The sequence below is a fragment of the Streptomyces sp. HUAS 31 genome (genome assembly GCF_028198125.1).
GTDB lineage: Bacteria > Actinomycetota > Actinomycetes > Streptomycetales > Streptomycetaceae > Streptomyces > Streptomyces chartreusis.
On the sequence record NZ_CP116353.1, the window covers coordinates 8,617,807 to 8,632,354 of the forward strand.

General features: G+C 75.7%; 1 protein-coding gene. It reads left to right on the forward strand.

Annotation, left to right across the window (positions count from 1 at the left end):
- The first annotated feature begins 10 nt into the window (after positions 1–10).
- Positions 11–14,545: an SDR family NAD(P)-dependent oxidoreductase gene (locus PGH47_RS38025; RefSeq protein ID WP_443048628.1), complete on the forward strand. Its 14,535-nt coding sequence runs from the start codon at positions 11–13 to the stop codon at positions 14,543–14,545.
- The last annotated feature ends 3 nt before the right edge of the window (positions 14,546–14,548 follow it).

Below are 14,548 nucleotides of genomic sequence, written 5' to 3' on the forward strand. Positions count from 1 at the left end.
CATGACCACGATGCCCAGCGAGCAGGTCGTCCAGGCCCTGCGGGCCGCCATGAAGGACGTCGACCGTCTGCGCAGGAAGAACCGGCAGCTGGCCGCCGCCGCGGCGGAGCCGATCGCCGTCGTCGGCATCGGCTGCCGCTACCCCGGCGGCGTGCGCTCCGGGGAGGACCTGTGGCGGCTCGTCACCGACGGCACCGACGCCGTGTCCGCGCTGCCCGCCGACCGCGGCTGGGACCTCACCGCGCTGAACAGCGCCGGGACCGACGAGCACGGACACGAACTCAGCACCCGCGGCGGCTTCCTCGACGGCGTCACCGACTTCGACGCCGCCTTCTTCGGCATCTCCCCGCGCGAGGCACAGCGCATGGACCCCCAGCAGCGACTGCTGCTGGAGATCTCCTGGGAGGCGATCGAACGCGCCGGCCTCGACGCCACCACCCTGCGCGGCAGCCGCACCGGCGTCTTCATGGGCACCAACGGCCAGGACTACGCCCATCTCGTACTGCGCTCCCTGTCCGACGCCGACGGCGAGGTCGGCAGCGGCATCGGCGCCGGCGCCCTGTCCGGACGGCTCTCCTACACGCTCGGCCTCGAAGGGCCCGCGCTGACCGTCGACACGGCCTGCTCCTCCTCCCTCGTCGCCCTGCACCTGGCCTGCCAGTCGCTGAGGGGCGGCGAGAGCACCCTGGCGCTGGCCGGCGGTGTCAACGTGATGGCGACGCCCGGACCGCTCGTCGAGTTCAGCCGGCAGGGCGGGCTCGCCCGGGACGGCCGCTGCAAGGCCTTCGGCGACGGGGCCGACGGCACCGGGTGGGCCGAGGGCGCCGGAGTGCTGCTGCTGGAGCGGCTCTCCGACGCCGAACGCCACGGCCATGAAGTGCTGGCCGTCGTCCGGGGCTCCGCCGTCAACCAGGACGGCGCCTCCAACGGCTTCACCGCCCCGAACGGCCCCTCCCAGCAACGCGTCATCCGCGCCGCCCTCGCCGCCGCCCGGCTCACGCCCGCCGACATCGACGTCGTCGAGGCTCACGGCACCGGCACCCCGCTCGGCGACCCCATCGAGGCACAGAGCCTGCTCGCCACCTACGGTCAGGACCGCGCGCGGCCCTTACTGCTGGGGTCGGTGAAGTCCAACTTCGGGCACGCGCAGGCCGCCTCCGGGGTCGCCGGCGTCATCAAGACCGTCATGGCGATCCGGCACGGCATCGCACCGCGCACCCTGCACGCCGACACCCCCACCCGCCTCGTCGACTGGACGTCCGGCGCGGTCGAGGTCCTCGGCACCGAGCGGCCCTGGCCCGACACCGGCCACCCGCGCCGCGCCGGCGTCTCCTCCTTCGGCGTGACCGGCACCAACACCCACGTCATCCTCGAACAGGCCCCGCCCGCCCCGCCGCGGCCCGAGCCGACGGCCCCCACCCGCACCCCAGGCGTCCTGCCCTGGCTGCTGTCCGCCGCCACCCCGGCCGCCCTGCGCGACCAGGCCGACCGACTGCGCGACCTCCTCGCCGCCGACGAGAACCTGCGGCCCCTCGACGTTGCCTACTCCCTCGCCGTCACCCGCGCCGCCCTCGACCACCGCACCGCCGCGGTCGACCGTACGCCCGCCGCGCTCGCCGACCCCACCGGCCCCGGCACCCGCCACGGCCAGGTCACCGGCCGGCCCAGACTGGCCCTGCTGTTCTCCGGCCAGGGCAGCCAGCGGCTCGGCATGGGCCGTGAACTGCACGCCCGGTTCCCGGTGTTCGCCACCGCCCTGGACGAGGCGCTGGCCTGCTTCGACCCCGGGCTGCGCGAGGTCATGTGGGGCACGGACGAGGCGCTGCTGAACCGCACGGACCACACCCAGGCCGCGCTGTTCGCCGTAGAGGTGGCGCTGTACCGGCTGCTGGAGTCCTGGGGCGTGCGCGCCGAGTTCGTCGCCGGGCACTCGGTCGGCGAGATCGCCGCCGCGCATGTGGCGGGCGTGTTGTCCCTCGCGGACGCGGCAGCCCTGGTGGCGGCCCGCGGCCGCCTCATGGCGGCCCTTCCGCCGGGCGGCGTCATGGTCGCCGTCGAGGCGAGCGAGGACGAGACACGGCCGCTGCTGACACCCGGCATGGCGGTGGCCGCCGTAAACGGGCCGCGCGCCCTGGTCCTTTCCGGCGCCGAGGCGGACGTCGAGCGGGTGCTCGCGGCGCTGGGGGAGCGGCGGCACACCCGGCTCCCGGTCAGTCACGCCTTCCACTCACCGCTGATGGACCCGATCCTGGACGACTTCCGTGAGGTCGCCGAGGGGCTCACGTGGCACGCACCGGACCTGGCCGTCGTCTCGGGACTTTCCGGCCTGATCGCCGAGCCGGAGGAGCTGTGCTCGGCGGAGTACTGGGTACGGCACGTCCGTGAGACCGTGCGCTTCGCCGACGGTGTGACGGCCCTCGCCGAAGCCGGGGCCACCGCCTTCCTGGAGGTCGGCCCGGACGCCGTACTGTCCGCCGCCGCCCACGGCTGTCTGCCCGAACGCGCCTTCGTGCAGCCGTTGTTGCGCCGGGACCGCCCCGAGGAGCCCGCGCTCGTCGCCGGCCTCACCGGGCTCCACGTCCATGGCGTCACCGTCGACTGGGCCGCGTTCTTCGCCGGCACGGGCGCCCGCCGCGTGGACCTGCCGACGTACGCCTTCCAGCGCGAGCGGTACTGGCCGGCCGGTGGCGCCCGCACCCTGGAGGTGACCGGCGCCGGGCTCGAAGCCGTCGGGCACCCCCTGCTCGGCGCCGCGATGGTCGTCGCCGGCTCCGACGACCTCGTGCTCACCGGCGTGCTCTCCACCGCCGTACAGCCCTGGCTGGCCGACCACCGCGTCGGCGGCATGCTGTTCTTCCCCGGAACCGGCTTCCTGGAACTGGCGATCCGCGCCGGGGACCAGGTGGGCTGCGCCCGTGTCGCCGAACTGACCCTCGCCGTACCGCTCGTGCTGCCCGACGAGGGCGCCGTGCAGGTCCAGCTGAAGGTCGGCGGGCCGGACGGGACCGGCCGCCGTGAGCTGTGGTTCCACTCCCGCCCCGCCGACCGGCCCGAGGCGCCGTGGACCCTGCACGCCACCGGCCGGCTCGCGCCGGACGCCGCCGAACCGGCCCGCCTCGACGTCGCCGAGTGGCCGCCGCGCGACGCGCAGGCCGTCGACATCACCGACCGATACGAACGCTACGAGGCCGCCGGCCTGGTGTACGGGCCCGCCTTCCGCGGGCTGCGCGCCCTGTGGCGGCGCGGCGAGGAACTGTTCGCGGAGATCGCCCTGGACGCCTCGGTCCGCGACACCGGCGAGTACGGCGTGCACCCCGGACTGCTGGACTCCGTACTGCACGCGGCCGCCCTGGCCCAGGACTCCGAGCGCCTGCTGCCGTTCGAGTGGCGCGATGTGACCCTGCACGCCTCGGGGGCCGGACTGCTGCGCGCCCGGCTGCTGCGCACCGGACCGGACACCGTCGTGGTCGACGCCGCCGACGCACAGGGCGCCCCGGTCGTCTCCATCGCCGGCCTCACCCTGCGCGCCGCACCCGACGCCGCTACGCCCGCCCTGCCCGACCCGGCCGGGTCGCTGTTCCGCCTGGAGTGGCAGCACCACGAGGTGCCGGCCGCCGCGCAGGGCGGCTGGGCACTGGTCGGCGAGGACCTGTTCGGGCTCGCGGCCCATCTGGAGGGCGCCGCGCACGTGCCGACGCTGGACGCGCTGTCGGGCGAGCGGGCTTCGCGGCATCCTGTGGTTCCCGTGGGCGGGCCGGGTGATGGTGCTGAGGCGAGCGCGGTGTCGGGCGAGCGGGCTCCACGGCACCTCGTGGTCTCCGTCGCCGGGGCGGGCGAGGGTGCGGAGGCGGCCCGCGCCGCCACCCGTCAAGTGCTCGCCCTGCTGGGGGACTTCCTCGCCGACGACCGCTTCCGCCGTTCCCGGCTGCTGCTGGTCACGCGGGGCGCCGTCGCCGCGACCGACGCCGACGACGTGACGGACCTGGGCGCCGCCGCCGTATGGGGACTGGTCCGGTCCGCGCAGGCCGAGCACCCCGGCCGGCTGCTGCTGGTGGACACCGACGAAGCCTCCGCCGCGCTGCTGCCGGCCCTGCCCGCCCTCCTCGACGACGCCGAACCGCAGGCCGTCCTGCGTGACGGGGAACTGCGGGTCGGGCGGCTCGCACGGGGCGCGGGCGACTCGCTCGTGCCGCCGGTGACGGGGCCGTGGCGGCTGGACGTGACCGAACGCGGCAGCCTGGAGGGGCTCGCCCTGACGCCCTGCGAGCAGCAGGAGCTGACGGGGCGGCAGGTACGGATCACGGTGCGAGCCGCCGGAATCAACTTCCGGGACGTGCTGAGCGCGCTCGGCATGTACCCGGGCGAGGCCGGGCTGCTGGGCTCCGAGGCCGCCGGTGTCGTCGTGGCGACCGGTCCCGAGGCCGAGCTGTGGCGGCCGGGCGACCGCGTCATGGGCATGGTCGCCGGTGGCTTCGCGCCGGACGTCGTCGTGGACGAACGGCAGCTGACCGCCGTGCCCGTCGGCTGGTCCTGGGAGACGGCCGGTTCGGTGCCGCTGGTGTTCCTCACCGCCTACCGTGCGCTCGTCGAACTCGCCGACGTCGGGCCCGGTGAGAAGGTCCTCGTGCACGCGGGCGCCGGCGGTGTCGGCATGGCCGCGATCCAGCTCGCACGCCATCTCGGCGCGGAGGTCTTCGCCACCGCCAGTGAGTCCAAGTGGCCCGCGCTGCGCGAACTGGGCCTGCCGGACGACCACATCGCCTCGTCCCGCGACACCGGCTTCGCCGACCGGTTCGCGGCGGTCGGCCTCGACGTCGTCCTCAATGCACTGTCCGGGGAGTTCGTCGACGCCTCGCTGCAACTCCTGGGAGCCGGCGGACGGTTCCTGGAGATGGGCAAGACCGACCTGCGCGCCGCCGACACCGTCCCCGACGGCATCCGCTACGAGCCCTTCGACCTGGGCTGGGTGGACCCCGACGGCATCCGGCGCATGCTGACCGCCCTCGACACGCTGTTCGCCGAAGGCGCCCTGCGGCCCCTGCCGGTCCGGTCCTGGGACGTACGTCGGGCCGCCGAGGCGTTCCGTTTCATGAGCCTCGCCCGGCACACCGGCAAACTCGCCCTCACCCTGCCGCCCGCCCTTGACCCCGACGGCACGGTCCTGATCACCGGCGGCACCGGCGGCCTCGGCAGCCTCCTCGCCCGCCATCTCGTCACCCGGCACGGCGTACGGCACCTGCTGCTGGCCGGCCGCCGCGGACCGGACGCGCCCGGCGCCCGCGAACTCGCCGGGGAACTCGCGGCGCACGGCGCCGAGGTCGGCCTCGTCGCCTGCGACCTGACCGAGCCCGGCGCCGTGGCCGCCTTGCTCGACGCCGTTCCCGCGGCGCACCCCCTGACGGCGGTCGTCCACACGGCGGGTGTCCTCGACGACGGCGTGCTGGACGCCCTCACACCCGACCGGCTCGACACCGTGCTGCGGCCCAAGGCGGACGCGGCCTGGCAACTGCACGAGCAGACCCGAGACCTGGACCTGGCCGCCTTCGTGCTGTACTCGTCCACCGCCGGCCTGATGGGCAGCCCCGGCCAGGCCAACTACGCCGCCGCCAACGCCTTCCTCGACGCGCTCGCCGAGCACCGCCGCGCGCACGGCCTGCCCGCGCTGGCGCTGCGCTGGCCCGGCTGGGAACAGGACGGCGGCGGCATGACCGCGGCGCTCTCCGACCGCGACCGGCACCGCGTCTCCGCCCTCGGGCTCCCGCCCCTGACCGCCGAGCAGGGCCTCGCCCTCCTCGACGCCGCCCTCGTCTCCGACGCGGCCACCCTGGCCCCGCTGCCCGTCGGCGGCGCCCCCCTGCCCCCGGGCGTCCCCGTCCCCGCGCTGCTGCGCGGCCTCGTCCGCCCCGGGCGACGTACCGCCGGCAGCGGAACCGTCACGCGTGGCGCCCTCATGGACCGGCTCGCGGGACAGCGGCCCGACGAACGCCGCCGCCACCTCGTCGAGTTGGTGCGGGCGGAGGCGGCCGGTGTGCTGGGGCACGGCACGAGCGACGCGGTCGACGCCGACAGCGAGTTCCGCCGGCTCGGCGTGGACTCGCTCACCGCGATCGAGCTGCGCAACCGGCTGGCCACCGCCACCGGCCTCCAACTCCCCGCCACGCTGGTCTTCGACTACCCCACGCCACGCCGTCTCGCCGTCCACCTGCTCGGCGAACTCATCGAGGAAGGCGCCGTCGCCGACGCTCCCACGCCCAGCACCCCCGCCACGGACGAACCGCTCGCCGTCGTCGGCATGGCCTGCCGCTACCCCGGCGGCATCACCTCGCCCGAGGAACTGTGGGAGTTCGTCGCGGCCGGCGGTGACGCCATCTCCGGCATGCCCGACGACCGGGGCTGGGAGAAGCACACCGGCGTCGCCTCCGCCGACGGCGTCGCGGGCGGATTCCTGCGCGGCGCGAGCGAGTTCGACGCCGCGTTCTTCGAGATCTCCCCGCGCGAGGCCGTGGCGACGGACCCGCAGCAGCGGCTCCTGCTGGAGACCGCGTGGGAGGCACTGGAGCGGGCCGACCTCGACCCGCACGGCCTGCGCGGCAGCCGCACCGGCGTCTTCGTCGGCCTCAGCGGCCAGGACTACGGCACCCTCGTCATGCAGTCCGCCGTCGACGTCGAGGCCCACGCCACCACCGGCCTCAACACCAGCGTCGCCTCCGGCCGGCTGGCGTACGTGTTCGGTCTTGAGGGCCCGGCCCTCACCGTCGACACCGCCTGCTCCTCCTCCCTCGTCGCCCTGCACCTCGCCGGGCAGGCGCTGCGCGGCGGCGAGTGCGGACTCGCCCTCGTCGGAGCGGTCACCGTCATGTCCACACCGGTGGGCTTCGCCGGGTTCTCCCGCATGGGCGGACTCGCCACCGACGGCCGCTGCAAGGCCTTCGGCGACGGAGCCGACGGCACCGGGTGGTCCGAGGGCGTCGCGGTGCTCGTCGTCGAGCGGCTGTCGGACGCCGTGCGCAACGGGCACGACGTCCTCGCCGTGGTGCGCGGCTCCGCCGTCAACCAGGACGGTGCCTCCAACGGGCTCACCGCCCCCAACGGCCCCTCCCAGCAGCAGGTCATCCGCCAGGCCCTCGCCAACGCCGGACTCACTCCGGCCGACGTGGACGCCGTGGAGGCGCACGGCACCGGCACCAGCCTCGGCGACCCGATCGAGGCCCAGGCCCTGCTCGCCGCGTACGGCCGCGACCGTGAACGACCCCTGCTGATCGGCTCCGTGAAGTCCAACCTCGGCCACACCCAGGCCGCCGCCGGCGCCGCCGGACTCATCAAGACCGTGATGGCGATGCGGCACGGCGTCCTGCCGCGCACCCTGCACGCCGACCCGCCGTCCCGGCACGTCGACTGGTCGAGCGGCGCGGTCGAACTCCTCACCGGGAACGTCCCCTGGCCGGACACCGGCCGCCCCCGCCGCGCGGGCGTCTCCTCCTTCGGCATCAGCGGCACCAACGCGCACGTCGTGCTCGAACAGCCGCCGCAGGACGGGCCCCCGTCGGATGCACCGGAGCCGGACCTTTCGACGCCCACAGCCGGGCTCCCGTGGGTGATCTCCGCCCGCACCGAAACCGCCCTCGACGCCCAGATCGCCCGGATTCGGGCCGCCGCGGAAGGGCTCGACGCCCGCGACGTGGCCTGGACGCTGGCCGGACGTGCCGGCCTCGAACACCGTGCCGTCCTGCACCCCGACGGCACGACCGAACTCGCCCGCGGCCTCGCCGCCGACCGTCCCCTCGCCGTCGTCTTCCCCGGCCAGGGCAGCCAGCGCCCCGGCATGGGCCGCGAACTGCACGCCCGCTTCCCGGAGTTCGCCGCCGCCCTCGACGAGGTCCTCGGCCACTTCGACCCGGCTGTCCGGGACGCGATGTGGGGCACGGACGAGGTGCTGCTGGGCCGCACCGACCACGCCCAGTGCGCAGTGTTCGCCGTCGAGGTGGCCCTGTTCCGGCTGCTGGAATCCTGGGGCGTCACCGCGGGACACGTCACCGGGCACTCCGTCGGCGAGGTGGCCGCCGCCCATGTCGCCGGTGTCCTCTCTCTCACGGACGCCTGCGCGTTGGTGGCGGCCAGGGGCCGGCTGATGGCCGCGCTGCCGCCGGGCGGCGTGATGATCGCGGTCGAGGCGACCGAGGACGAGGTACGGCCACTGCTCACCGACGGCGTCTCCCTCGCCGCGGTCAACGGCCCCACCGCGGTCGTCGTCTCCGGCACCGAGGACGAGGCGACCGCCGTCGTCACCGCCCTCGGAGAGCGGCGCCACACCCGCCTCGCCGTGTCCCACGCCTTCCACTCGCCGCTCATGGAGCCGATGCTGGACGACTTCCGGCAGGCCCTGGCCGGACTGGAGTTCCGCGCGCCCCGGATGACGGTGGCGTCCGCCCTCACGGGCCGTGTCGCCGAGCCGGAGGAGCTGTGCTCGGCGGAGTACTGGGTGCGGCACGCCCGGGAGACCGTGCGGTTCGCCGACGCGGTGGACGCCCTGCGCACCGCGGGTGCCGGGGCCTTCCTGGAGGCCGGCCCGTCCGGTGTGCTCAGCGGCATCGTCCTCGCCACCGGCCCGGCCGACTGCGTCGCCACCCCGATGCTGCGCCGCGACCGGGGCGAGGAGGACACCGTGATCGGGGCGCTGGCCACGCTCCACGCCGCGGGCGTACCCGTCGACTGGCGTGCCGTCGGCGCGGGCACCGGGGCACGCCGCGTGGAGCTGCCGACGTACCCCTTCCAGCGGGAGCGCCACTGGCCCGACGGCGGCCCCGCCGCCCCGCGGCCCGTCCCCCGGACCGAGCCGGCCGTCCCCCAGAAGGAGCTTGCCGCGCGGCTCACCGCCCTTGGTCCGGAGGAGCGCAAACGACATCTGCTGGGGCTGGTGCGCACGGAAACAGCCGTCGTCCTCGGCCACCGCGGCCACGACGAGATCGACCCCGACCACGAGTTCGGCAGGCTGGGCATGGACTCGCTCACCGCCGTGGAACTGGCCCGACGGCTCACCGCCGGCACCGGTCTCCAACTGCCCGCTACCTCGGTCTACGACTACCCGAGCCCGCGCCGACTGGCCGCGCACCTGCTCGCCGAACTGCTCGGGGACACCGCCGAGCGGTCGGCCGTGCCGGCCGCGCCCGTCGCCCAGGACGAGCCGCTGGCCATCGTCGGCATGGCCTGCCGCTTCCCCGGCGACGTCAGCACCCCCGAGGAGTTCTGGGAGCTGATGCTCGCCGGCCGCGACGGCACCGGGCCCTTCCCGGACGACCGCGGCTGGGACCTCGACACCCTGCACGGCACCGGCCCCGGCAGCAGCGCCACCGGCCGCGGCGGATTCCTGTACGACGCCGCCGACTTCGACCCCGCCTTCTTCGGCATCAGCCCCCGCGAGGCCCTCGCGATGGACCCGCAGCAGCGGCTGCTCCTGGAGACCTCCTGGGAGGCGTTCGAACGCGCCGGACTCGACCCCGAGGCGCTGCGCGGCAGCCGCACCGGCGTATTCGTCGGCACCAACGGCCAGGACTACGTCCACCTCGCCACCCGCGCCCGCGAGGACATCGGCGGCCACCTCGGCACCGGCCTCGCCGCGAGCGTGATCTCCGGCCGGCTGGCGTACGTGTTCGGCCTGGAAGGCCCGGCGATGACCGTCGACACGGCCTGCTCCTCGTCCCTCGTCTCGCTGCATCTCGCCGCCCAGGCGCTGCGCGGCGGCGAGTGCGAACTCGCCCTGGCGGGCGGCGTCACCGTGATGACGACCTCGGTCAGCTTCGTCGGCTTCAGCATCCAGGGCGGCCTCGCGGCGGACGGCCGCTGCAAGGCGTTCTCCGAGGACGCCGACGGCACCGTGTGGTCCGAGGGCGTCGGCATGCTGGTCGTGGAGCGGCTGTCGGACGCCGTGCGCAACGGGCACGAGGTGCTGGCCGTGGTGCGCGGCTCGGCCGTCAACCAGGACGGTGCCTCCAACGGGCTCAGCGCCCCCAACGGGCCCTCCCAGCAGCGTGTCATCCGCCAGGCACTCGCCAGCGCCCACCTCACCCCGGCCGACGTGGACGCCGTGGAGGCGCACGGCACCGGAACCCGGCTCGGCGACCCGATCGAGGCACAGGCGCTGCTAGCCACCTACGGCCGCGACCGTGAACGGCCCCTGCTGCTCGGGTCGGTGAAGACGAACATCGGCCACACCCAGGCCGCCGCCGGAGTCGCCGGCGTCATCAAGTCGGTGCTCGCGCTGCGCCACGGCCGGCTGCCCCGCACCCTCCACGCCGGCACACCCTCCAGCCGTATCGACTGGTCCTCGGGCGCCCTGTCCCTGCTCACCGACACCACCGAGTGGCCCGAGACGGGCAGGCCGGCGCGGATCGCCGTGTCCGCGTTCGGGATCAGCGGCACCAACGCACACGTCATCATCGAGGGCGCGCCGACACCCGAGCCGGAGACGTCCGAGGCCACACCCGCCCGCGCGGAAACGACCCTCGCGGCCTGGCCGGTGTCCGCCCGCACCGAGGAGACCCTCCACGCACGGATCGCCGCGCTGACCGACTGGGCGCGCGGCCGGACCCCGCGCGACGTGGGCCACTCCCTCGCCGCCCGCTCGCACTTCGCCCACCGCGCGGTGCTCCTCGCCGACGGCGACACCGTGCGCGGCACCGCCGCCGAACGCAGCCCGGCCCTGGTCTTCTCCGGACAGGGCGCACAACGGCCCGGCATGGGAAGGGAGTTGTACGACCGCTTCCCGGTGTTCGCCGCAGGCTTCGACGAGGTGCTCGGCCATCTCCCGCCCGGCCTGCGCGACATCGTCTGGGGCGACGACCCCGACACCCTGCGCCGCACCGAGCACGCACAGCCCGCCCTGTTCGCCCTCCAGATCGCCCTGCACCGCCTCGTGACGTCCCTCGGCGTCACACCGGATTACGTCACCGGGCACTCCGTCGGCGAGATCGCGGCCGCCCATGTCGCCGGCATCCTCACCCTCGACGACGCCTGCGCCCTGGTCTGCGCCCGCGCCCGCCTGATGGGCGAACTGCCGGCCGGCGGCGTCATGGTGGCCGTCGCCGCCACCGAGGACGAGACGCTGCCCCTCCTCGCCGGAGACGTGGCGGTCGCCGCCGTCAACGGCCCGAACGCGCTCGTGCTGTCCGGTGCCGAACCCGCCGTGGAGGCCGTCCTCGCCCGGCTCGGAGACCGCCGCACCCGCCGACTGGACGTGTCCCACGCCTTCCACTCCCCGCTGATGGACCCGATGCTCGACGACTTCCGGACCGTCACCGCGACCCTCACCCACCACCGGCCCCGCATCCCGTTCGTGTCCGCCGCGACCGGCGCCCCGGCCGGCGACGACCTCGCCTCACCCGAGTACTGGGTGCGGCACCTGCGCGAACCCGTCCGCTTCGGCGACGCCATCGGCACGCTCACCGGCAGCGGAGCCGACGCCTTCCTGGAGATCGGCCCCGACGGCGGCCTCACCACCCTCGTCGCCGACCTCGCACCCGACGCCGCCGTCGCCGTACCGCTGCTGCGCCGCGACCGCCCCGAGGAGGCGTCGGCCGTGGCCGCGCTCGCCGCCCTGCACGTCCAGGGCGTCACGGTCGACTGGACCGCCCTGTACGCCGGCACGGGCGCCCGCCGCCTGCACGACCTGCCGACCTACCCCTTCCAGCGGCGCCGGCTGTGGCCCACCGCCTCCCTGCGCTCCGCCGACGCGACCGGACTCGGCCTCGCCGCCACCGACCACCCCCTGCTAGGCGCCGCGCTGCCCGTCGCCGGAGCCGGGGACCTCGTCCTCACCGGCACCCTGTCCCGCACCCTGCACCCCTGGCTGGACGGCTCGGCCCTCGACGGCACGGTCCGGCTGCCCGGCGCCGCCCTGGTGGAGGCCGCCGTACGCGCCGGCGACCAGGTCGGCACACCACACGTCGCCGAACTCGCCCTGACCGAGCCGGTGACCGTGCCCGACCAGGGTGCCCTCCAGCTCCAGCTCCGTATCGGCGCCCCCGGCGACGACGGCGCCCGCCCCCTGTGGTGCCACACGCGGCCCGCCCACGAACCGGACGCCGCCTGGACCGAGCACGCCCACGGCCGCCTCACCGCCGAGCCACCGGCCCCCGCACCCGACACCACCCGGTACGCCGCCGGCCAGTGGCCCCCGCCCGACGCCACCGAACTCGCCCTGGACGGCCTCTACGACCGGCTCGCCGACGCCGGAGTCGACCACGGCCCCGCCGCCCGCGCCCTGCGCGCCGCCTGGCGGCACGGCGACGACCTGTACGCCGAACTCGCCCTGCCCAAGGAGACCGGCGAACACACCGGGTTCGGACTGCACCCGGTGCTCCTGGACGCCGCCCTGCACGCCGCCCACCTCGTCACCGAGCCCGGACGGAGCGAGCCGGAGCGGCTGCTCGCCGCCGACTGGCGGGAGGTGTCCCTGCACGCCGTATCGGCCACCGAACTCCGGATCCGGCTGACCGGCGGCGGCGACACACGCCGACTCGTCGCCGCCGACCCCTCCGGCGCACCCGTCCTCACCGCCCGCTCGGTCACCCTGCGTCCCGCACAGCGGCCCGCCGACGCGCCCGCCGCCGGACCCGACCTGCGCACCTCCCTGTTCCACCTGGACTGGGAGAAACGGCCCGTCCCGGCGGCGCCCGCCGAACCGGCCCCCTGGTACGTCCTCACCGACGACGACACCGACCCGGCCCTCGCCCTCGGATCGCTCGCGGAACCAGTGAAGTCCCTAGCCGAACTACGAGAAGGTGACGACGCGCCGGTGCGGCTGCTCGCCGTCCCGCTCACAGGCCGCGCCGACGCGGCCGCGGCGGTCCACGAACTGACGCACCGCGCACTGACGTTGACGCAGGAGTTCCTCGCCGAGGACCGGTTCGCCCGCACCCGCGTGGTGTTCCTCACCCGCGGCGCGGTCGCACCCCACGGCGCGGACGTCACCGACCCGGCCGCCGCGGCGGTCTGGGGCCTGGTGCGGTCCGCCCAGATGGAACACCCCGGCCGGTTCCTCCTCGTCGACGCCGACGGCGGCGCGTCCACCATGTCCGTGCTGCCCGCCCTGCCGGACACGGACGAGGAGCAGTTCATGGTGCGCGACGGATGCCTGCGCGTGGCGCGCCTCGCCCGCGTGCCCGACGCCGCCGCCACAGCCACCGCGGGACCGGCCGGCTGGCGCACCGACGGCACCGTGCTCATCACCGGCGGCACCGGCGGCCTGGCCCGCATCCTCGCCCGCCACCTGGTCACCGCCCACGGCGCCCGTCACCTGCTGCTCGCCGGGCGACGCGGCCCCGACGCCCCCGGCGCCACGGAACTCCGCGACGAACTCGAATCACACGGCGCCCGGGTCACCCTGGCCGCCGCCGACGTCGCCGACCCCGCCGACGTGACCGCCCTGATCGCCGGCATCCCGGCCCAGCACCCGCTGACCGCCGTGGTCCACACCGCGGGCGTCCTCGACGACGGCGTCCTGGACGCCCTCACCCCAGACCGGTTCGACACCGTCCTGCGGCCCAAGGCCGACGCGGCCTGGCATCTGCACCGCGCCACCGCCCACCTCGACCTGGACGCGTTCGTCACGTACTCCTCCACCGCCGGCGTCGTCGGCAGCCCCGGCCAGGCCAACTACGCCGCCGCCAACGCCTTCCTCGACGCCCTCGCCCAGCACCGCGCCGCCACCGGACGGCCCGCCCACTCGCTGGCCTGGGGCCCCTGGGCGCACAGCGCAGGCATGACCGGCGGTCTCGGCGAGGACCACATCCGGCGCATGAACCGCTCCGGCACCCCGCCCCTCGAACCCGAGCTGGGCCTCGCCCTGTTCGACGCGGCCACCGCCCGCGACGACGCCCGGCCCGTGCTGATGCGCACCGCCGCCCGCACCGGCGCGGCGCTGCCCTTCGCCGGACCCGTGCCGCCCGTCCTGCGCGGACTGATCGGCGGCCGCCGCACCGCCGCCGGCCGCAACCGCGCCGCCGAGCTCGCCGCCCGCCTCGACGGACTGCGCCCCCAGGAACGCATCCGGCACCTCACCGACCTGGTGCGCACCGAGGCCGCGACCGTGCTCGGCCACGACACACCCGAACAGATCGGCGCCGAGGACGAGTTCGCCGCCCTCGGCTTCGACTCCCTGACCTCCGTGGAGATGCGCAACCGCCTGGGCACCGTCACCGGCCTGCGCATCCCCGCCACCCTCGTCTTCGACCACCCCACCCCGCAGGCCGTCGCCGAGCACCTCGCCCACCGACTCGGCCGCGGCCCGACGGCACCCGCGGACGCCCTGCACGCCGAACTCGACCGCCTGGACACGGCCCTGACCGGGGCGCTCGACGCGGACGGCCTCGATCCCGCCGCCCGCTCCGGCACCGCCGCCCGGCTGCGGGCCCTGCTGGCCCGGATCACCGACGACGGCTCCGAACGGCAGAGCACGGACGACGACGTGCGCAAGCGCCTCGACGCCGCCGGCGCCGAAGACCTCATCGCCTTCATCGACAGCGAGATCGGCCGACCCACCGACCGCTGAACG